This window comes from Pelosinus sp. UFO1 (genome assembly GCF_000725345.1).
GTDB lineage: Bacteria > Bacillota > Negativicutes > DSM-13327 > DSM-13327 > Pelosinus.
This window is the reverse complement of the sequence record NZ_CP008852.1, coordinates 4,005,760-4,027,212: the sequence shown is the minus strand read 5'-3', so window position 1 is coordinate 4,027,212 and position 21,453 is coordinate 4,005,760. Positions and strand designations below refer to the sequence as shown.

The window sequence follows — 21,453 nt, the reverse complement described above, 5'->3', positions numbered from 1 at the left end:
ATGAATCCATACCTAAAAGGGAAGGTTATTTCATGAAAAGTAGCGAAGTAAGAAAAAATGGTTAAATTGTCAAAGTGAAAGTAAATTTTTCTCATTAAAACTCATAACAGTTCAATTGAACATAATTTTTAATAGAAATAAGGTGAGATCAAATGAAAGTATTAATCATTGATGATGAAAAAAGTATTCGCACTATACTCTCAGAAATGGTACAACATTGGGGTTACGAGGTTGTTCTTGCAGCTGATGGTGAAAGTGCTTGGAAAATTTTTCAGGTTATTAATGAACCAATTATTGTGCTGCTCGATTGGGTTATGCCAGGGATAGATGGAGTTGAATTATGTAGACGGTTAAAACAGAGTGAGAAGACAGCACATACTTACGTTATCATATTAACTGCCAAGAAAAGTGATGTCGAAGATGTGGTAATTGGCTTTGATGCTGGGTCTGATGATTTCGTGACGAAGCCGATTGATCCAAGAGAATTAAGTTGTCGCCTGTCCGTTGGCCGGCGTATTTTAACATATCAGCATGATTTAGAACAACGTAATGCTACTTTACAAGAAACGACTCGGGTGATGGAAAATGTAATGCGAGAGCTGCAAGTTGTAAATGGTAAGCTAAAAGAACTTTCCTTAGAGGATGAACTTACAGGAATTCCTAACAGGAGAAGTTTGGAGAATTATTTAGCTAGAGAATGGTGGCATGCATTGCGGGAAAAAGAAGCGTTGACCTTCATTATGGTAGATGTGGATTTTTTTAAGTTTTACAATGATACCTATGGACATCCTGCGGGAGATGAATGCTTGAAAAAAGTTGCTGCTATCTTAGCTGAAAATGTGAAACGCAGCAGTGACATAACTACCCGTTATGGCGGTGAGGAGTTCGCCATTGTTCTGCATGATACTGACTCAGCAGGGGGACAAAAGGTAGCGGAAAAACTTCGACTTGCTGTAGAATCACTTGTAATACCCAATAAAGCATCTAAAGTCAGCCCTTATGTTACCATAAGCCTGGGTATTGCAACAATAATACCGGATATCAATTTATCCTATGAGACTTTAAAAAAAGAAGCCGATGATGCCTTGTATCAAGCAAAACGTGAAGGTAGAAACAGATGGTTTGCGATTGATGTAGGGAGAGGTGCATGTAGTGTTAAAGGATGAAAAGCTTATTCAAGAATTTGTCATTGAGGCCATAAGCCATGTGGAGAAGATAGAATCGGGATTGCTTGCTATTGAAAAGGGGCAACTGGATGAGCAGATCATTCATTCCATTTTTCGTTCTGCTCATAATATTAAAGGGACAGCTGGATTTTTTGGTTTCCACAAAATTGTTGAATTGTCTCATGCTATTGAAAGTTTGCTAGGAAAAGTGCGCAGTAGAGAGATAGCCATTACTTTACCTATCATTGATGCATTGTTAGCAGCGAATGATGAACTTAAGGTATTGTTGGATCATATTACAACTAGCGAACAACAAGATATCACTATCTATGTAAAAGAATTAAAACAAGCCTTTCCCAGCGAAAGTTTTGGAATGAATGGAAAGGGTACGACGAGTTCTTTGACTAGCGAAATGCAAGAGACAATCTCGCAGACGAATAAACCTTATAATGATGTCAAAGTGGTGCTAGAAGATTTAAGCAGAAAAGGTCATAGAGTATATAAGTATCAGTATGACATCCATTCCATAGAGCCTAATGAGGCGGGACGGCTGTGCGGGAATACAGCTAAAAGTATCCAATCAATAGGTGTTTTGTTAGCCCATTATATTACTCAGGCTCAAGAAGGTACTAGATCTGCTTCTCAGCAAGAAGCAATCTTTTTATTTAGTACAGTACTGGAAAAAGAACTTGCGGTTATGGCCCTTGGTGCAAGCCAGGAAGATATTGTGGAATTTGACGTTTCCAGTCAGAAAAATGAGATTTTTCAAGTTATAGACGCCCCAAATAAAACTGGTTCTAGCGGATATAATCTTCTAGAAGCGGAGCGAAGTGAATTTGATTCAGGGGAAGAAAAAAGAAGCAGTCAAGATCTTGATACGGAACGTATTAAAGTAGATGTAACGTTACTTAATAATTTAGTTAATTTAGCGAGTGAGATGGTTTTGGCACGCAATCAATTACTGCGGGCATTAGAAAAAGAGATAGATAGTATTCCAGGAATTCGGCCTATCTTGCAAAAAATTGACCATACCACTACAGAAATACAAGAGAAAATTATGCGTACACGTATGCAACCAGTATCCATATTATTTCAACCGATACCTCGCTTGGTAAGGGAGTTATCGAAAAAGCTGGGAAAAAATTTAACTCTACGTATGGAAGGTAAGGAAGTAGAAATGGATAAATCAATTTTGGAAGGATTGGTTGATCCATTTACTCATTTAATACGCAATGCCTTAGATCACGGCATCGAAGATGCTGCTTTAAGAAAATCATTGGGCAAAGATCCTACTGCGACTCTAGAAATACAAGCTCGTCATGAAGGTGGGCGTGTCATTATCGACATTAGAGATGATGGGGCAGGTATTAATGTAGAGAAGATTAGACAGCAGGCGTTAAAGCAGGGATTAATTCATCAGGAACAAGGTAAATTTATGAGTGAGAGTAAGGTGCTCGATTATATTTTTTCACCAGGATTATCCACTGTTTCTAAGGTAAGTGATATTTCTGGACGGGGTGTTGGGCTCGATGTAGTACGATCGAATATTGAAAAATTCGGCGGTACGGTAGAGGTGTATACGATTAAGGGGCAAGGCACGACATTTCGCTTACTGTTACCTTTAACACTGGCCATAATACCTTCACTAATTGTAGGCGTAGAAAATCATTTTTTTGCTCTGCCGCAAACTCATTTGCAGGAGATTGTAAGAGTTGTAGAAGACAAAGATATAGGTAAAATACAATCCATTCAAGGACAGCAAGTTTTGTGGCTGCGAGGGAAATTAGTCCCGATTATTCACTTAGCGGAAGTAATTGGATTGAATTTGTCAGAAAAACACAATAAACGCATAACACGGATTTTAATCATAAAAGTGAAGGAAAATATTTTTGGCCTTATTGTAGATACAATTCATGGACGAGAAGAAATTTTGGTTAAACCAATGCCAACTCACTTAAGAGATAGAAAGGTTTATTCTGGAGTCACAATCTTAGGTGATGGCAGTATTGCTATGGTTCTGGATGCCACTGGCATTGCTGAAACTGCTCTAATGTTTACCGAAGAGGAAGCTACTAATTCGCAAATCGAATTGGCAGCCGTAGAATCGAAAAGAGAACATTTACAAAAATTATTGCTATTTCATTGTTTTGGACCGGAGACATTTGCCTTGCATTTGTCTATGGTAGCTAGGGTTAATGAAATTCGTTGTCACCAAATTGAACGAATTGGCGACAAAGAATTTTATCATTTCCAGGGAAATATTGTAGAATTAATCAGACCAGAAAAACATCTGCCTGTTGCTTATCAAGATAACGTAGGAGAAAAAATGTATGTCATTCATCCTAAATTTGTCACAGAGTCTGTTGGTATTCTTGTAAGAAAGATTCAAGATACAGTGGAAAGTGACTTGCTGATGACAGAGGATGACATACAGGCCAAAGGCTTATTAGGATCTACGGTTGTAAATGGCAAAATTGTATTATTAATGGATTTATATGAACTATTGGAAATGGCAGTACCACAGCAAGAAATCCCCTGGGAAAACAATCAGCTACAAAAGGTAACAAAAAATGTGCTGCTAGTAGAAGATACACCGTTTTTTATAAGACTTGTGAAAAAGTACTTAGGATATGCTGGTTATCAAGTCTTTGTCGTTCAGAATGGAAGAGAGGCATTGCGATTTCTTCGTCAGCAAAGCATTGATGTTGTTATCACTGCTTTGGATATGCCATTAGTGGACAGTATGGAAATGTTACAACGTATCCGCGTCGATGAAAATCTGGCGGAGATACCAGTGATTGTGGTATCTGATGAATCCCAAAATGAAATACAAAAAAAAGCCATGTTAAAGGCTGGTTTTAACTCCTACGGATGTAAGTTTGATCGTAGGGATTTGCTGGAAAAAGTCGCAGCAGTGCAATTGGAGGATGCTTAACATGACAGGAAAAGTTTTGACCTTTTATCTTGGAAGCAGCCTGTGCGGTATTGATATTACCTTGGCAAAGGAAATTAATCGCAATATCAAATATACATCTGTCCCCGGTGGAGCAGCTCATATAGTAGGATTATTAAATGTAAGGGGACAAGTAGTTACCCTATTTGATTTCACTGAAGTATTACGCTTTGTAGAGAAAAAAGATAGGATAAGTTCTCGGTGTATCATCCTTAAAAAGATATCTCGTGGAGAGCAGATAGGATTTCTTATTGATAAATTGGGAGAAGTAGTTGATGTGACATCTGCGATGTGTGAACTGCCGCCAGCGAATATAAGGAATGTAGAAGGGCAATTTATTTCAGAAGTAGTAAAACTAGATAGCCAGGTTATGCTACTGTTAGATATAGAAAAAATAATTGATGTTGTATAAAGAAAATGTGATGGGAGAGGGTCGCGTGCAGTGGTTTAAAAACTTAAATATTGGTAAAAAACTTATGGTAAGCTTTATGATAATCGTCCTTATTACCGTCCTGGTGGGGGTAGTAGGTATACGTAATATTCAAGACATTGAGGTAATTGATGCCGAGTTATATGAGATAAATACACTATCGATTGGAGATATTGCACAAGCTGGAATGGCCTATCAGCGTATTCGCGTGAGTATTGGACAATTGATCTCAGAAGATGATATAGAGAAGAAGAAACAGTATGTAAATACCGTAGCTGAATTGCATAAAACAATGGACACGGAATTGAATAATTTTGAAAAAAATATCCAATCACCGGAAGTGCGTCAGGAATTCAATAAGCTAAAAACCATTCAAGGAAAATGGGCTGTTATTTTGGACGATGTTCTGCGACTGACGTTGACAGGTCAGAATCAAGCAGCTTATGCTCTTTATTCGACGCAAGGGAATCAATATTCAGTAGAAATCAGCCAAATTATTGACCGCTTAATGGAGTTGCAAATGGCGCAAGCAGGTCAAAAAGCAGCAAGTAATTCCGAAATAACAAAGGCAGCCACTAAGAATATGTTCATTTTACTTATAGTCAGTTTTTTAGTGGCTCTTACTCTCGTTGTTTTGATTACACGTCTTAGCACAAATTCAGTAAAAGAATTACAATCTCTCATGGCCCAAGTTGAGGGGGGAGATCTTACTGTGCAAGGCAAGGTGAATTCTGAAGATGAGATGGGTAAGTTAATTTTGTCTTTTAATAAACTGGTGGAAACGATGCATCACATGAATAAGGAAATATACGATACAGCCATTATCTTAAATGAATCTTCTAGTAATATGCTGTCTGTTGCCGAAGTGGTAGCATCCAATAGTGAGGAGATGAGCGCTGTTATTAGCGGAGCAAGCGAAGCTACTGAAGCAATTACTGTGAGTGTGAATAATGGAGCAGTCACATCTCTAGAGCTCAGTGGTAATATTAATTCTATTTCTGCTGCCACGGAAGAAATATCTGCAACAATCCATAGCTTGGCATCAGCTTCTGAACAGGCTTCCGTTAACTTGGATCAGGTTAGTGTTCTGGTAGATAAAATATCCGGCGGGATCAATTTGGTTGCAGGTTCGGCAAAAGATGTTTCAGGTTCTGTAACAGATGTGGTGACTGCTGTTAAAGAGATAAATTTATCGTTAAGTGAAGTAAGTAAGAACTGCGAACGTTCAATTTCTGTAGCAAAAGATGCAGAAATGAGGGCTCAGGAAACTACCGTTATTATACAAAAATTAAGCAGTGTATCTAGACAGATTGGTAAGGTAGTAAATTTAATTAATGATATTGCAGATCAAACCAATATGCTAGCCTTGAATGCAGCCATAGAAGCTGCAGGTGCAGGTGATGCAGGGAAGGGGTTCGCCGTTGTAGCCAATGAAGTTAAGGAATTGGCAAAACAAACTTCAGGGGCAACAGATGAGATTGCTAATCAGATAGAAACAATGCAGGAAGAAATGGCAGAAGCTGTTCAGGCGGTAAGTGGCATCACCCAAGTAATTAGCGCTATTAATGACAATAGTAATAATATTGCGGTGGCGGTCACAGAACAGTCGGCTGTCGTTGGGGATATTTCAGCCGCCGTAATTATCGCTGCCGAAAAAGTGAATGTTATATCAAATGAAATTGGTGATATTGCAGAAAAATCTCGTGATGTAGCAAGAGGTGCGGCTGAAAGCACCCTAGGGGTAAAAGAGATTGCTCGCTCAGTTGGCGATCTATCCCTTACGGCGGGGGATTTGGCCAAAAATACAGAAAGTGCTTCTGTGGGAATGAAAGATGTAGCGAATGCTTCTCAAAAAATTGCTGTAAATGTAGAGGAAATATTCAGAAGTATTAATGAGATGGATAAGGCTTCTAATAATACGGCAGCAAAGGGAGTTCAAACAACTGAGGCTGCAGATAAACTTGTAATTGTGTCTAATAAATTGCAAGAATTGGCAAAACGCTTTACTGTATAAATAAATTCATTATTAATATAGGGGGGATGATCAATGAGTATGAACTTATCGTCCCAAGCATTTCATTTATTTCAAAAATACATTGAAGAACAATGTGGAATTGTGATTCGCGATGAGAAAGCCTATTTGATTGAGAGTCGGCTTTCCAAATTTTTAATTACGTTTGGCTTATCTAGTTTTGATGAACTATATTGCATGCTTAGCCAGCAGAAACAAACAACCCTGGCGGAACAAATTATTGATGCAATCACAACGAACGAGACCTTGTGGTTTAGAGATAAAACTCCTTGGCAAGCATTAGAGGAAAAGTTATTGCCAGACTACGTTGAGAAAATTAGGCAGGGTGTATGTGGAAAAATTCGAATTTGGAGTGCCGCCTGTGCCACTGGACAGGAACCTTATTCGATAGCTATGTGCATTGACAATTACCTGGCAGAGCAGAACATTAAAGATATTACCTTAGATCATTTCGAAATAATCGCTACCGACATTTCTCACACGGTGCTGCGTATGGCCAAAATGGGTAAGTATGACAATATTTCTATGGTACGTGGAATGCAAGAGAACTATCGAGATAAATATTTTCGCCAAGATGGCCGTATTTGGTTACTGGACGAAAAAATTAAGAACAGTGTTCAATTTAGACAGTTTAACCTGCAAAATAGTTTTACAAGTTTAGGTTTATTTGATGTAATCTTTTTCCGGTATGTAGCGATCTATTTTTCAGAGCAATTCAAAGAAGAAGTCTTCAGAAAAATTAATAAATCCCTGTTACCTAAGGGGGTATTAATTTTAGGAAACTCGGAAGTCTTTTTGGATTACAAAGAATGCTATGAAGCCGAGAATTATAAAAACGCCAATTTATATCGCGTAAGGAGTGGGAGTTGTGAAAATATTATCAGTAGATGACTCGGCCATCATCCGAAAAATTATTCGTAGCGGAGTCGAATTGCTTGATTATGAACTAGTGGAAGCTGCAGATGGAATGGAGGCTTTAACCATACTAGAACAGTCTGGCGAAGAGATCCTTCTAATTTTATTAGATTGGAATATGCCAGGGATGGATGGCTTAGTTTTCTTAGAAAAGGTTAAAAATACCGCTGCTTTAAAGCATATACCTATTATGATGGTTACCACGGAGAGTGAAAAAGAAAATATTATAAGAGCGATCCAGGCTGGAGCCATTAATTATCTAGTAAAACCATTTACTATTGAAGAATTAATGAAGAAAGTATTAGAATGTATGGGAGAGGGGATGTAATGATATGGAAATTGAAGATCCTGTATTGTTGCAAAAATGCTTAGCCCAAGCTGTGTCGGATGTATTTAGTACTATGGTTGGCCTGGAATGTTGTGAGATTAAACAGCAAGCTGAAAATTCAAAGAATAGTAAGGTTGAAATCACTGGGGTCATGATGATTCTAAGTGAACGAAATGCAATACTGTCTATGGCAATGAGTAAACAACATGCAGCCACAATTGTTTCTTTTATGACTGGTATTAGGATAATAGAATTGGCAGATGAAGAGCTATACGATGGGGTTGCTGAGCTGGTGAATATGATAGCGGGAAGGGCGAAAGCCTTGTTGGCGGGAACGGGTTATTATTATCGCATAACACCTCCCCTCACAATTGTGGGTGACAATCATTTTATTTTGTATAAGAAGAACGTATCACAACTAAGGATGGAATTTGAGGCTGGGGAAACAATGCTACATTTAGAATTGACTTATTTATAGTTTATCTTTCTAAAATAATAAGGTGAATGGAGTTCTACAAGGGGGTAGAGTTCTATTCACCTTTTTTATTGCGTGAATATGTTGGTAACTAAGTATAAAAAAGATGGTAACAAGTGTATAGAGAAAAAATATAATAAATAACAACAATAAAGAGAAAATATATATTGACCGATAATAATTATCAATATATACTATTATTAAAATACCAAATGGAATTATTATCCCTTAATGGATATTCTTTTTAAGGCTTTAGACAAATAGACTAAACTATTTTGGGGACGGTGAGCAGATATGAAAGTAGGAAATTGGATATCAGGACTATGCTTTACGTTAATGTTGTCGAATCTTGGGGTAGTTATTGCTGCTGATGATCCGAATCTATCCGAAAAACAAATAGCTTATAATCAAAATAAAGAAAATTTAGTAGCTGCTAAGGAATATGCAATTGCATTAGCTAGGTCTCAACAATTCTCTGAATCTTTAGAAATCTTCAAGCAGTTGTATCAGAAATATCCTGATAATAAAGAAATTCAATTTGATTATGTCGTTGTTCTTAATTGGGCAGGTAATAATTTAGCAGCGATTGAGATGTATGAAAAGTTAGATGGTAAAACAGTGCCCACGTACGTAAAGGTAAGTGTAGCAGGAGCTTATTATCAAACAGGCGACTATAAAGCAGCCCAAAAACTATTTCATGAAGTTGCAGTGACTGGTGATCACAAAGCTTTACTATGGGAAGCGCAGTCTTTGCTGCGTATGGGTGAAGTAGAGGCTGGTAATAAGATATATAAGTTACTTTTAGATAAAAATCCTGATGATATAGATGTATATCTTAGTAGAGCGTCAGTATTAGTCTTGATGAACCAACATACAGCTGCTGTAGCTGACTTTGAAAAAGCACTTAGTTTAGTTCCAGCAGGTGATGAAGGAATAAATAAACGACGTCAGATAAACTATGATATGGCAATTTCATACATAAGAGTTGGGGATGAAGCCAGGGCGATTCTTTTGTTGAAGCCATATATTCAAGATGGAACGGCTGATGTGTGGATGCAGGGTGATTATATTACTGCTTTAAGATTGAATGCAGATTATAAAACAGCTATCTCTGAAGGTGAACGTTTATGGCCTGATTACGGCAAGATCCCTAATTTTGGTCTTCAAGCGTTAGGAGATTCTTATCTTCGCAGTGGACAATTGCAGAAGGCAGAGAAAGTATACGAACATATATTAAAGCGTGACCCTGATTCAGTTAACGTAAAATTAGGTCTAGCCTATTCTTATATGGCTGAGGGGAATGTGGCGAAGGGGACAGAACTTTACCGGCAAGTATTGAAGGAAGATCCCAAACGCGCCGAGGTTATTTTAGATGATGCCTATGATTTTGTTGCTAAAAATCGGTATGCGGCAGGTAAATCCATTTATGGATTAGTAGTTGAACAATTTCCCGATATTCCAGCTTTTCGTCAGGAAATGGCCAGTTCCTTAGCTGATAACCAAATGCCTCGTCAGGCTTATGAACAATTTGCAGCTTTAGCAAAACTGCCTGGTGGACAGTTAGTGGGCAATGGGGGAATGGTAGAGGCTGCTGTAACTGTGGGTGACTATCATGCAGCAGGTCAAGCTGTTGGTATTCTCAGAGAGAAATATGCTCGAAATGCCATAAGCCAATCAGCAATTGCGAGCTATGACAGTAGGCGTAAAGGAGGAGCGGATTTTTCCTATATCTATTCTTCCGACTATAAGGGGATTGAATCTAGGCAGTTTGTGGTCACTTCGGATCAGAGCATTGGTGGTAGTTACTCAATATTAGCTAGCATTGGTACAAATCGTATTACTGATAAAGATGTTAATGAAAGTACCACTCTGAAAAGCAAATCATTGGGTCTACAATATCTTGGAATGAAGTTTGATACAAGGCTATGGGTAGATAGCTACCAAAGCAGTGGAACCTTTTCAGGATATCGAGTTTATAATAATTACTATTTTAATGATCATGCAGTATTAAACTTAGATTTTGAAAGAACTCCTATTTTGGATGCACAGGCGTTAAATCCTACAAATGCAGAACTTCTGGGGCGTATTATGTCATCAAATTATCGGATAGGATTTACACGGCAAGTAGGTTTAAAAGATACTTACTCCTTTAACTTTACTCGCGGCCTTTATAGCGATGGCAATCAAGTGAATAGCTATGATCTTAGATGGGATCGTACCTTGTTTGACAATGAAAGGAAAAGTGTAGATTGGTTTGTTTTTGTCAATCGTAGTAACTATAAACTTCAACAAATTAATGGACTTGATACAGTGTATGAAAGTCCTACCGTTAGGCAGGCTTATGGAACTGGTTTTACCCAACGGTGGGTCATTCCGAAAGGTTACTGGGAAGCTACTACAACCTTAGCTTGGGGTAGGGATAGGCCAGATCCAAATGACTTTGAACCAAGTTTCCGATTGGAGTATGGACATAATTTTTCTCCCAATCAAGTGTTGATTGTGGGAGCAGAATATGGTGCAAGGACGAATCGTCTCCTCAATTCAAGTGGTTTACATTTTGGTTCTCGTCAATATGATATTCAGTATCAAGTTATCTGGTAAAAAGTAAGAAGGAGAGGATCCTATGCCAAAGAGATGGATTATCACTTTGGTAGCTGTCTTTCAATTTATTTTTTCTTCTAATGTCATGGCAGCAGATAGAGGTGTACCCATTATCTGTTACCATGACGTAGGGGGAACTGTTAATAATGAATATACAGTTACTAAAGAGACATTAATTAGTCACTTGTCCTACTTAAAGGCCAATGGTTATCACCCTATTTCTTTAGAACAGTATATTGCTTTTACGAAAGATGGGGCACCATTGCCTGAGAAACCAGTCATGCTCACGTTTGATGATGGATATATCTCCTTTTACAATGAAGTATATCCTTTGCTCAAACAGTATAACTACCCTGCTATGCTCGCTATTGTTGGTTCTTGGCTAGATTATGCTCCTTCTGATGTAGGGAAGCTAGTAAGTTGGCAGCAAATAAGAGAGATGGATGCCTCAGGTTTAGTCACAATTGCTTCTCATTCTTTCAGGTCCCATCGTTTTACGGTAATGAACTCACAAGGTGATCGGGGGGAATTATTGGCGACTCGTACTTATACCAATGATCATTATGAAACCATGGAAGAGTATACGAAAAGGGTTTCCGATGATTTGGATCAATCTCAAAAAGTGTTTGAAAGAGAGCTAGGACATAAAGTCCAGGCGCTAGTTTGGCCTTACGGTGAGTATAATCTAACTGCCATAGAGATTGCAAAAAATAAGGGATTTGAGTCTATGTTTACACTGGGTGGCGGAATGAATGAAGTTGGTCAAAAGGGTTTAGTCGAAGCGCGTCGAGGAATTATCATGAAAAATCCTAATACTTCATTTTATGCTTCTTTCGTCAAGAGTGGAGGGCTAGAAAATAATCCTATGAGGGCAGCTCGTTTAGATATTGATACTATCTACGATTCTAATAGTTTACGTACAACGGATAGTAACTTAAATCTTGCAATTGCTAGGTTTAATAAAACAGGTATTAACACCGTCTTTTTAAGAGCATTTACTAATGAAAATAAGGATATAGAAAGTGCCTACTTTCATACAACGGTAATGCCTGTAAAAGCCGATATTTTTAGTCATATAGCCAGCAAACTTCGCGAGGGAGGTTTTTTAGTATATGCTGTGATGCCAGATTTGTCCTCCCAGTGGCTTACTAAAGAACATCCAGAGGATGGATTTATAGTATCAGATGTTCAGAATAATAGTCGATATACTAGGGCGACACCTTTTAGTCCAATAGTGCAAAAAAAACTTGTTGAACTTTATGCTGATTTAGCTGCCTATACGTATGTGGATGGAGTGCTTTTTCAAGATGATTTGTATCCAGTAACGACTGAAGATTTTTCGTCAGCGGCGAAAGCAAGCTTTCAAAGTAAATTTAACAAAGAACTTACAGCCGAAGTTTTAAAAGATGAGTCGATTCGCAATCAATGGAAGAGAATGCAAAAAGAGACTGTGCAAAATCTAACGATTCAAATGATGAAATCCGTTCATACCTATCGACCATATGCATTGTTTGCGCAAAGCATATCTGCAGAGGACCTGCTTACTAAAGAGCAAGATCGGGATTTCGGGAGTTACTTAGATTCTTTTAACTACACTGTGATAAGGACTTATCCTTTTCACCAAAAACAAAATGGTGACTACTTACAGTGGTTAGGAAAAATAGCAGAGACGACTCTAGCTAATACTGGAACAAAGTTCGCTTTTGAATTAGAAACCTTTGATAGTAATAGAAATTTGTGGATTAAAGAAAAGGATCTAAAAGCGCAAATGGATATGTTACGTAGCAAGGGAGCCATTGACTTTATTTTCATCCCTGATATCGTGTTTGAAGATAAAACGGTACGGATACCATAGTAATATCAAGGGGGCGAGGACATGGAATTTTTAGGACAGTTTATTTTCTTATATCCAATCATTATGAGTATTGTTTGGATGATAGGAGCTTCCTACTTTTATTTCCGCTATGAGCGTAACGTGCCTGAGTATCCGGATTTGCAAGAATTTCCTCTAATGACAATCATGGTTCCAGCTCACAATGAGGAAGATTCGATAAAGGAAACAGTGCATGCTATTTTAGAATCAGATTATCCAAATTTTGAAGTTATTGTTGTTGATGATGGCAGTACCGATAAAACTTGTTTAATGATTGATGACATTGTAGCGGAATCACCGAAGGTTCGTTCCTTAATTCTCAAGCAGAATATGGGCAAAGCAGCAGCTTTAAATTATGGGTTTTTAATGAGTAAAGGTGAAATCGTTGTAACCATAGATGCGGATTGTCTTTTAGATAAAAAAGCATTACATTGGTTAGTATGGCACTTTACAAAGTTTCCTAGAGTAGGAGCTGTTACTGGAAACCCGAGGGTGCGTAATCGGACCAGTTTATTGGCTAAAATTCAGACAGCCGAATATTCTAGTGTAATAGGTCTCATTAAGCGAACCCAAAGGCTGTTGGGTAAGATTTTGACAGTATCAGGTGTTATAGCTGCATTTCGTCGATCTGCTTTGATTGACGTAGGGCTATGGAGTACAGATATGATTACGGACGATATTGATATGACGTGGAAGATTGAGAAAAAGAAGTGGGATGTTCGTTACGAGACCAATGCTCTTGGTTGGATATTAGTTCCAGAAACCTTGGGTGGCCTTTGGAGGCAAAGAGTGCGCTGGGCCCAAGGTGGTATTGAAGTACTAAGACGTCACTCCGATGTTCTTACAAGTTGGAAGGAATGCCGCTTATGGCCTCTATACCTTGACTATGTGCTAAGTGTTACTTGGGCATTAACCTTTATAACCGTATCTATTTTGGGGGCATTGGGAGTGTTATTTGGAATCCAGTCGGCCTTTGCACCTTATGGAAATGCAATACCTCAATGGACTGGTGGCATAATTGCCCTGACTTGCCTCATTCAATTTTCCCTTAGTTTATTTCTCGATAGGAAATACGATTCGAATTTACTTGCCGTGTACTTCGTTGTTATCTGGTATCCAGTAATTTATTGGATGTTTAATTCACTTGCTGTAATACGGGCGATCCCCAAAGCCTTTCTAAAGAAAAAAGGCACTTCAGCAACGTGGACCAGTCCAGATAGAGGAATACGAGTGATTGATGGTGCAAGAGGAGGTAATTCTAATGGCAATCATTAATGAGCCTAAACTTCAATCAAGTAAACAGAAGGCAGCGGATAATACGATCATCACAATTGGTCTTGCTGTGTTTAGTTTTTTCCTAATCATGTTAACCCTTGCTTTATGGGGTGCTGCAGGAACGTATTTTTACAACTATCTCTTTACTCCCCAGGATGTTGAAGCAACGATAAATATGCTTATCCGTCTTACTTTAGTAGGAAGTGCTGTATTTATCATCATGCTACTTTGGTCCAAATATAATTTGGTTCGATTTGGCAGCTTAAATCGTCGTCGTGCCGTGCCACCACCCTCATTAGAAGAGACAGGCACATTGTATGCTATTGAAAGTGAGCCTGTTGCTTTGGCACAGACGTTTAAGTCGGCTACGATTGAAGTCAAGGAAGAGGGACTAGTGCTTTGCAGCTATCAAGGAAAATGTTTTTCCACAAACGCTCCTACGGCAAAATAGATTAGATAAAAAAGTTTCAGATGAATTTTAATTCTAACTAAGGTGCCAATTATCCTTAGGATCAAGTCGCTTTGGATCTTTTACTTAAGGAAAAGAGGTTTATAGCGACTTGGTTCCTGGATAATAAGGTAGTGATACTAAATGACGCAATGGAATGAGAGGTGGTATTATGGAGCGGTTAAACAAGTTATTGATAAGAATATTCTTAGGGCTAATGCTTTCAGTGATCCTTTTTAATTCACCCTCTTGCTCTGCGGCAGATTTAATTACGAATCATGATTGGCGACACTTTACTGGCGCTACCCTTACTGATAGTGGCATAGAAGTTATGCCAGTCGGCCGTATGATTGTTCCTAAGATTTCTGTTCCCAAGGAAACAAGAGATCCAGATGTGGCAGAGATGGCTAAAATGACACCAACGCCGAATCCACCAATCAACTTACGTGGCCCGATACTACAGGTAGAAGGTGATTTTACTATTTCAATCCTTATGGATGTAAGGTCTGATAAAGGAGCCTATTTAGATCTTTACGGAACATTGCCAATTATTTACGATGAATGGCGGCAAGAAGGTAAGAGGCTTCGTTTGGGAGTAAAGAATGGAGTGCTTATGGTATTTGCTTGGGATGGTAGTTTACCTGAACCAATCATTAAGAAATTTGGTGATGGGGCGGTAGGGATTGTAACAATGAGTGTGTCTAGAATAGGTGGAAATTTCTTATTTGAAATAAACGGAAAGCAAGTTGGGCGATTAGCTGATCCAGGAGTATTTAGTAATGGAGAAATTGTATTTGGAGCTGATGCAGAACAAGGCGGCGGTTTTACAATTCGTCAAATTTCAACCCAGCCTCTTTCTACAGTATCTAAAGTACAGGTTATAGACCGTGAACCACTAAAAAACTACAATGTCAGCCCTGATTCTTTGCGGGCGATTGCCTCTTCTCGGGATAAACCAATTTATATTGGTGCAGCCGTTGCGGCGATTCCGTTGGTTACAGATGAAAAGTATCAGTCTTTGGTAGGACAGGAATTTAGTATGGTTACTCCTGAAAACGATATGAAGTTTCAGTTTATCCATCCAGGTCCTAATCTTTATGCATTTAATGAAGCAGATGCTTTAGTTGAATTTGCTCAAAACAATAATATCCGCGTCCATGGACATGCTTTAGTGTGGCATGAGGCCTTGCCTAGGTGGGTAACGGAGGGGCGACGTTCGTCAGATGAAGTAAAACAAATTCTTTCTGAGCACATTCGAACTGTGGTAGGTCATTATAAGGGAAAAGTTGCCGAGTGGGATGTTGTAAATGAACCGTTGAAAGATATGGGATACAACACGAATAAGGGGCTTCGTTCCGCCAATCCTTGGTTCCAGGCTATGGGAGAAGAGTATATTGACTTTGCCTTTCGTGAGGCAAATGCAACGGATGAAAATGCTCGACTGTATTTAAATGAATATGGTATTGAGGAGCCAGGCGAGAAATTTGATGCTTTATATGCATTGGTAAAACGTCTTTTAGCTCGTGGCGTGCCAATACATGGCATTGGCTTCCAAATGCATGAGGACATGGAAGCTGGTAAATATGTCGGTTCCCAGCCTGAGCTCGTAGCGGTAAATATGCAAAAGATAGTGGATTTGGGGCTAGAGGTTCGAGTTTCTGAGATGGATGTAAATCTAAACGCAAAGCCAACGCCTCATCGATTAAATGAACAAGCCCGTGGTTTTGGTGAGATGCTGGCAATGAGTATCAGGCAAGATAAGCTGAAAAGTTTTGGGCAATGGGGTGTCACTGACCGGTATTCTTCTCTAGCACCTATGTTTGAATACTTTCAGTTAGGTAATGGATTGCTATTTGATGCTGATTATCAGCGAAAACCCTCTTATTATAGAATGAAAGAAATAATGATTGATCAATAAGCGATTAATTAAACAGCCTGCAATTTATAATAATTGCAGGCCTGTTTTTTTAGGACTCTAATTTATCCCTGTTTTTTGCCTAAGAATGTAAGCATTTTTTTGTTGACAGAAAGTAATATTGTTGTTAATATTAGCTTGTGTAATTGAGAGAAATTATCAACGAGCGAGTGGCGGAAAGTAGCATCTTCATGCCTGTTATTCGCATTTTATCGGTAAATTCCTTGCTTTATAGATGTTGAATTTAGTAATAGTGATATTTTTTTTAGAAAAATATTGATAATTAATCTCAATTGGAATTCAAGAAAATGGGGGATAAGATATGAAGAAAATTACAGTTATTTATTGGAGCGGAACAGGGAATACGAAGCAGATGGCTGAGGCCATTGCAGCAGGTGCTGCCTTAGAAGGAATTTCTGTAAATTTGCTATCTGTAGATAAAGCAAGCAAAGCTGATGTACTTACGTCGGATGCTGTGGCATTGGGCTGCTCGGCAATGGGAAATGAAGTGTTAGAAGAGATGGAAATGGAACCTTTTATTCAAGATTTGGAGGGTGAAAACTTATCTTCCATACCTTTAGTTCTGTTTGGTTCTTATGATTGGGGCGATGGACAGTGGCTGAAAGACTGGGCAGAAAGAATGGAAGAGCAGGGAGCTAAATTGGTAGCAGAAGGGTTGATGATTCACAATACTCCTGATGAGTCAGGACTTGATCTTTGCCGAAACCTAGGAGCAAAACTCGCAGCAGCAATTATTTGATGATAATGTGTTAAAAGAATATAAGGGCCCTATAGTTTAAGAATAAACTGTAGGGTTTTTCTAGTGGTATCAGAATTCATAAGTTTTTAGTTAAAAAGATTGAACCACAAAGACACAATGCCGCTATCGCGGCACACAAAGAAGATGGAATGAAATGGATAGGACCCCTTTGTGACCTTTGTGTCTTAGTGGTTCGAAAAGGACGCGTAGCGTTTTTCTTATGAGTTGGCTAAAAAAAAATTCTGAAATGACTGATTTGGTTTATTAGAAAAAAGTTGTACAAAAATAAAAAAACAAGAAGATAACCTGTTGACGTATATTTAAATGTCTGCTATAATTAGAAATCGTCACCCCAGTAAATTATTGAACAGCAATTACGGTTGTTTTTTCAATAAATGGTGATAAAAATTTCGGGGCGTGGCTCAGCTTGGTAGAGCACCTGGCTTGGGACCAGGGGGTCGCAGGTTCGAATCCTGCCGCTCCGACCATTTTGCTTTAAGACATGGTTATTAATGCGGGAATAGCTCAGCGGTAGAGCATCGCCTTGCCAAGGCGAGGGTCGCGAGTTCGAATCTCGTTTCCCGCTCCAAATTATGGCGACATAGCCAAGTGGTAAGGCAGAGGTTTGCAAAACCTTTATTCCCTAGTTCAAATCTAGGTGTCGCCTCCAATTCGATTTTTATATACTGCCTTTAACAGTTTGGCATATTAAAATATGCCGGGGTGGCGGAACTGGCAGACGCAAGGGACTTAAAATCCCTCGGAGAGTGATCTCCGTACCGGTTCGATTCCGGTCCTCGGCACCAAGTAAAAACCAAAGCATCGCAGCTATTGCGATGCTTTTTTGCGGAATCAGAAAGTATAACACTTCCTTGATTCCAAGTAAGAGCGACTAAGGCTTCTGCCTGCGTCTGAGACTTGGCCTAAGCCAAGTCTTTTCTTAATTAAAAGTTTACATAGATTTGGTGATGAGGTCGTCTTGAAACAACCGGGTGATAATTCAAAAAAGAATTATCACCCGGTTGTTTACGGAATCAGAAAGTATAACACTTTCTTGATTCCAAGTAAGAACGACTAAGGCTTCTGCCCGCGTCCGATGTCTTGGCACAAGCCAAGTCTTTTCTTATAATATCAAAATGTATAAGTTAAAAGGGATTTTCTTTTGTACAAAAGTTGACGGCCTCTAGAAAGTCCTGCGGTAGGGGTGCTTTTACTGTAATTTCCTCATTGCTTTCTACTTGTCTAAAAGTTATAGAAGCCGCATGTAAAGCTTGCCTTGGCATCCAAGACGTGCGAATTCCGTACATGGCGTCTCCTATAATCGGGTAGCCAATATGTGCTAAATGAATTCGAATTTGGTGGGTTCGACCCGTTTCTAAATGTAATTCAAGTAGTGAAACTGAGGATAATGTTTGGATGGTCTGGTAGTGAGTGACAGCATGCTCACCTTTTTCGTTTATCGCCCGTCGGTTGGCCAAGGTGGGGTGAAAACCGATTGGGGCATTAATGGTTGCAGCAGCTGGATTGACGATTCCTTTTACCAAAGCCCAATAGGTACGTTTTAAGGTTCCGGCCTTTAGTTGCTGTTCTAGGATGAATTGACTACGGGAATCCTTTGCGAAGATGATACAACCTGAAGTTTCCCTATCTAGTCGGTGTACAGGGCGAACTGTGCTTATAGTGCCTCGCTCTTTAAGCAAGTAAGCAAGATAATTTGCTAATGTACCGCTAGTGGTTTGCCCTGTAGGATGAACGAGCTGATAGGCTGGTTTATGTAAGACTAACATGGTATCGTCTTCGTAGAGTATTTCGATATGACCTTGTTCAGGTTCTACCCCATAAGACAAATCCTCAGATTGTAGGACTCGTAATGTATCTTCTGCCTTAATTTTTTTTTGCAGAAAAACTTTTTTACCATTTAAAAAAATACCCTTTTGTCTTGTCAACTTTTGAATTTTTCTTCCAGAATATTGTAAGATTTGCTTTAGGTATTCCTCAAGAGTAAAACCTGCATGCTCCTTGGATACTTTATAGGTAATAAAAGATTTCATTTGTAGGTCCTTCTTTCTATAATGAGAATTTGGAATGATTTAGTGCAATAATACAATATTTATTATGTAAATACAATGGTTCGCGGCAAGTGAGATTTGCCGTAGGGCTACACAAGTGCAACACTATACTGTGTTTACCATTTGACATAGTCTCACCATTGCTTATATAATTATTACGTAGAATAGTAGTATAGTAAGATGGTTGTATCATTTGTAGGATGGCAGGATGGTTAGAAGGGCATTGTGCACTCCTTTTGTGGAGTGTTTTTTTGTTTTTAGCCAATTTCTGTACATTACTTGTAGGAAAGTAGGATGGTAAAAATGAATATTCAACTCGTAATCATTATTCTTTATATTTGTGTTTTGTTTGGGATTAGTATTTATGTTAAACGCAGGACGGAAAGTAGTACCGGTTTTCTCTTTGCTGGACGCAAGCTTACCACACTGCTAGTGGCAACGAACATTGCGGGTACGGCGATTGGCGCAGCATCGACGATTGGTGTTGCAGAAAATGCCTATCAATATGGTATTGCTGCTGGATGGTACAATGTAGCCTGGGCTGCAGGAGCTGTATTAATGGCAATGGTGGCAGCAGAAAAGTACCGGGAGATGGATTGTACGACGATACCGGAATTATTTGAACGTTATTATGATAAAAAAGGGCGAGCAATTAGTGTTTTAGGAATGATCACCATTCAGTTGGTGATTACCTCACTTCAATATCTTGCGGGCGGAGCTATCTTGTCTTCGCTTTTACCTGGTATATTTTCCTTCCAGGGGGGCATGATAACCAGTGCCATAGTATTTATTGGCACGACATTGATTGGTGGCTTATGGTCATCAGGTTTGTCCAATATTTTAAGTGTGACTTTAATTTACATTGGTGTGCTGATTAGCACGGTGACGACTGTTTCTAATCAAGGTGGTTTATCCAATCTGGCGGCCTCTTTACCCTCTAATGTAGACTGGTTTAGTCCTCTTGGTGGATTGGGATTAGCGACGATTGTTGGTTGGTTTGCTGTTATGATGACGCAAACGATTACGGCCCAGGGGCCTGTACAGGTTGCTTGTTCGGCAGTAGATGGAAAGGCTGCGAAAAAGGGATTTTTGTGGGGGGCACTTTTAATTTTCCCCGTAGGTTTTTTGTGTGCCATTATGGGAATGGCAGCTAGGGTTGCACATCCAGGTATGAATGCAACATTAGCGCTTCCTCAAATGATTATGGGATTAGACCCTATCATTTCTGGACTGACATTGGCGGCATTATGGGCAGCGGATGTTGCCACTGCTTGCCATATTTTACTAGCTGCAGGGACCTTGTTTTCTCAAGATATTTACAAACGTTTCATTAATCCTAGTGTAAGTGATGAAAAATACACAATCATCAATCGATCTTCTATTTTAGGATTAGGAATCGCTACCTTGTGGTTTGCCTTTAATGCTGTAGGTATTGTGAAGACGATGCTAATTGGTCTTAGTCTCACAACAGCTTTTACCTTGGTATTTTTATTTACTATGTTTGCACCAAACTTCTGTCGTCGAAATTCTGCCTTTTATACGACGCTGGCAGGTATGATAACATTGTTTGCTTGGCAAATGTTCCCCTCAATTCAGATTTTTGCCCATCCCATCTACATGGAGTGGTTGGTTTGCCTTGTTACTTTCTTTATCGTTGCCATCGTAGATAACGAAAAAATTACAGTCATACAAAAGAGGGAGGCAGCCTAAGTGGAAATTACGAGTATTGTTGTCGGTAGGGCAGCAATGAATATGGCGATTAGTGAGGATCGACAGGATGAGAAAGAGATCCAGAAGCGCTTGAACGCTCGTGATATCCGTTCTGTTGCTGTTGATTTTGGCGGTGAATATTTAGTATCCGTCAAAAAAATTATTGAACGGGCAGTGGTAGCTGCCGAACGTCAAGGATTGGTTAGTGCCAATCATGTCGGTGAAGGGGCTGTTGCTGGTGCGACACATGCGGCCTTAGAACAAATTACGCCGAAAGCAGTTGGGCTTAATGTGGGCGGAAAGATCGGGATCGCCCGCCATGGTGAACATATTTGCGTAGCAGTTTACTTTGGTGTGGGTGTTTTGAATCTTAACGAAGTAGCCGTAGGATTGGCGCATCGTTCTCTAGCGTCGGTAGAAGAATAGGCTACAGGCCGCGAAATTCCGCAAATAAAGAAAAATACTATTATTTTTCTACAAGATTTACAAATTGTTTACAAGAC

At 39.1% G+C, this 21,453-nt stretch carries 16 protein-coding genes and 4 tRNA genes; 19 read left to right on the top strand and 1 reads right to left on the bottom strand.

Annotated features, from left to right (window positions below):
* The first annotated feature begins 152 nt into the window (after positions 1 to 152).
* The 17 genes from UFO1_RS19035 to UFO1_RS18955 all read left to right on the top strand — a co-directional run bounded on the left by UFO1_RS19035 (position 153) and on the right by UFO1_RS18955 (position 17,977).
* Positions 153 to 1,166 carry a diguanylate cyclase gene (locus UFO1_RS19035; RefSeq protein ID WP_038673457.1) on the top strand — a complete coding sequence of 338 codons (1,014 nt, stop codon included), beginning with the start codon at positions 153 to 155 and terminating at the stop codon, positions 1,164 to 1,166.
* Positions 1,153 to 4,101 (top strand): hybrid sensor histidine kinase/response regulator, encoded by a 2,949-nt coding sequence (locus tag UFO1_RS19030; protein WP_071842036.1) that lies wholly within the window; start codon positions 1,153 to 1,155, stop codon positions 4,099 to 4,101. The genes UFO1_RS19035 and UFO1_RS19030 overlap by 14 nt, the downstream gene beginning before the upstream one ends.
* A 1-nt stretch (position 4,102) precedes the next feature.
* On the top strand, positions 4,103 to 4,531 hold the full coding sequence (locus tag UFO1_RS19025; RefSeq protein WP_038673455.1) for a chemotaxis protein CheW: 429 nt from the start codon (positions 4,103 to 4,105) through the stop codon (positions 4,529 to 4,531).
* Positions 4,532 to 4,556: 25 nt separating this feature from the next.
* Positions 4,557 to 6,563, top strand: coding sequence for a methyl-accepting chemotaxis protein (locus UFO1_RS19020; RefSeq protein WP_038675441.1), 2,007 nt, complete (start codon positions 4,557 to 4,559; stop codon positions 6,561 to 6,563).
* Between the two features lie 33 nt (positions 6,564 to 6,596).
* The gene (locus UFO1_RS19015; protein ID WP_038673453.1) at positions 6,597 to 7,472 is read left to right on the top strand and encodes a protein-glutamate O-methyltransferase CheR; all 876 of its coding nucleotides are present in this window, start codon (positions 6,597 to 6,599) and stop codon (positions 7,470 to 7,472) included.
* Entirely contained in the window at positions 7,450 to 7,824 is a 375-nt protein-coding gene (locus UFO1_RS19010; RefSeq protein WP_038673451.1) for a response regulator, read from the top strand. Before UFO1_RS19015 ends, UFO1_RS19010 begins: the two co-directional genes overlap by 23 nt.
* 4 nt (positions 7,825 to 7,828) lie before the next feature.
* Positions 7,829 to 8,302: a chemotaxis protein CheX gene (locus UFO1_RS19005; protein ID WP_038673449.1), complete on the top strand. Its 474-nt coding sequence runs from the start codon at positions 7,829 to 7,831 to the stop codon at positions 8,300 to 8,302.
* A gap of 291 nt (positions 8,303 to 8,593) precedes the next feature.
* Positions 8,594 to 10,900, top strand: coding sequence for a tetratricopeptide repeat protein (locus UFO1_RS19000; RefSeq protein WP_038673448.1), 2,307 nt, complete (start codon positions 8,594 to 8,596; stop codon positions 10,898 to 10,900).
* A gap of 22 nt (positions 10,901 to 10,922) precedes the next feature.
* Positions 10,923 to 12,755: a poly-beta-1,6-N-acetyl-D-glucosamine N-deacetylase PgaB gene (gene pgaB, locus UFO1_RS18995; RefSeq protein WP_038673446.1), complete on the top strand. Its 1,833-nt coding sequence runs from the start codon at positions 10,923 to 10,925 to the stop codon at positions 12,753 to 12,755.
* A 21-nt stretch (positions 12,756 to 12,776) separates the two neighbouring features.
* Positions 12,777 to 14,048 carry a poly-beta-1,6-N-acetyl-D-glucosamine synthase gene (gene pgaC, locus UFO1_RS18990; RefSeq protein WP_038673444.1) on the top strand — a complete coding sequence of 424 codons (1,272 nt, stop codon included), beginning with the start codon at positions 12,777 to 12,779 and terminating at the stop codon, positions 14,046 to 14,048.
* On the top strand, positions 14,035 to 14,499 hold the full coding sequence (gene pgaD, locus UFO1_RS18985) for a poly-beta-1,6-N-acetyl-D-glucosamine biosynthesis protein PgaD (protein ID WP_038673441.1): 465 nt from the start codon (positions 14,035 to 14,037) through the stop codon (positions 14,497 to 14,499). Before pgaC ends, pgaD begins: the two co-directional genes overlap by 14 nt.
* A 169-nt stretch (positions 14,500 to 14,668) precedes the next feature.
* Positions 14,669 to 16,414, top strand: a complete 1,746-nt coding sequence (locus tag UFO1_RS18980) for an endo-1,4-beta-xylanase (protein WP_051789016.1) — start codon at positions 14,669 to 14,671, stop codon at positions 16,412 to 16,414.
* A 319-nt stretch (positions 16,415 to 16,733) separates the two neighbouring features.
* A complete protein-coding gene (locus UFO1_RS18975; RefSeq protein WP_038673440.1) occupies positions 16,734 to 17,171 on the top strand; it encodes a flavodoxin in 438 nt (145 codons plus the stop codon).
* Between the two features lie 411 nt (positions 17,172 to 17,582).
* Positions 17,583 to 17,659, top strand: a tRNA-Pro gene (locus tag UFO1_RS18970).
* Between the two features lie 26 nt (positions 17,660 to 17,685).
* Positions 17,686 to 17,760 (top strand) — tRNA-Gly (locus UFO1_RS18965).
* Positions 17,761 to 17,766: 6 nt separating this feature from the next.
* Positions 17,767 to 17,841 (top strand) — tRNA-Cys (locus UFO1_RS18960).
* Positions 17,842 to 17,888: 47 nt separating this feature from the next.
* A tRNA-Leu gene (locus UFO1_RS18955) sits at positions 17,889 to 17,977 on the top strand.
* Between the two features lie 339 nt (positions 17,978 to 18,316).
* On the opposite strand, the gene UFO1_RS18950 is transcribed toward UFO1_RS18955, so the two are convergent.
* Positions 18,317 to 19,222, bottom strand: coding sequence for an RluA family pseudouridine synthase (locus UFO1_RS18950; RefSeq protein WP_038673438.1), 906 nt, complete (start codon positions 19,220 to 19,222; stop codon positions 18,317 to 18,319).
* Between the two features lie 321 nt (positions 19,223 to 19,543).
* Here UFO1_RS18950 and UFO1_RS18945 point away from each other — a divergent pair, with 321 nt between their 5' ends.
* Positions 19,544 to 20,950: a sodium:solute symporter family protein gene (locus UFO1_RS18945; RefSeq protein WP_038673436.1), complete on the top strand. Its 1,407-nt coding sequence runs from the start codon at positions 19,544 to 19,546 to the stop codon at positions 20,948 to 20,950.
* Positions 20,951 to 21,376, top strand: a complete 426-nt coding sequence (locus UFO1_RS18940) for a HutP family protein (RefSeq protein ID WP_038673434.1) — start codon at positions 20,951 to 20,953, stop codon at positions 21,374 to 21,376.
* Positions 21,377 to 21,453 lie beyond the last annotated feature (77 nt).

Coding starts and splice junctions, on each gene's coding strand:
- pgaD (WP_038673441.1), top strand. CDS start 14,035: ATGGCAATCATTAATGAGCCTAAACTTCAATCAAGTAAACAGAAGGCA.
- UFO1_RS19005 (WP_038673449.1), top strand. CDS start 7,829: ATGGAAATTGAAGATCCTGTATTGTTGCAAAAATGCTTAGCCCAAGCT.
- UFO1_RS18950 (WP_038673438.1), bottom strand. CDS start 19,222: ATGAAATCTTTTATTACCTATAAAGTATCCAAGGAGCATGCAGGTTTT.
- UFO1_RS18980 (WP_051789016.1), top strand. CDS start 14,669: ATGGAGCGGTTAAACAAGTTATTGATAAGAATATTCTTAGGGCTAATG.
- pgaB (WP_038673446.1), top strand. CDS start 10,923: ATGCCAAAGAGATGGATTATCACTTTGGTAGCTGTCTTTCAATTTATT.
- UFO1_RS19015 (WP_038673453.1), top strand. CDS start 6,597: ATGAGTATGAACTTATCGTCCCAAGCATTTCATTTATTTCAAAAATAC.
- UFO1_RS18945 (WP_038673436.1), top strand. CDS start 19,544: ATGAATATTCAACTCGTAATCATTATTCTTTATATTTGTGTTTTGTTT.
- UFO1_RS18975 (WP_038673440.1), top strand. CDS start 16,734: ATGAAGAAAATTACAGTTATTTATTGGAGCGGAACAGGGAATACGAAG.
- UFO1_RS19000 (WP_038673448.1), top strand. CDS start 8,594: ATGAAAGTAGGAAATTGGATATCAGGACTATGCTTTACGTTAATGTTG.
- pgaC (WP_038673444.1), top strand. CDS start 12,777: ATGGAATTTTTAGGACAGTTTATTTTCTTATATCCAATCATTATGAGT.
- UFO1_RS19035 (WP_038673457.1), top strand. CDS start 153: ATGAAAGTATTAATCATTGATGATGAAAAAAGTATTCGCACTATACTC.
- UFO1_RS19025 (WP_038673455.1), top strand. CDS start 4,103: ATGACAGGAAAAGTTTTGACCTTTTATCTTGGAAGCAGCCTGTGCGGT.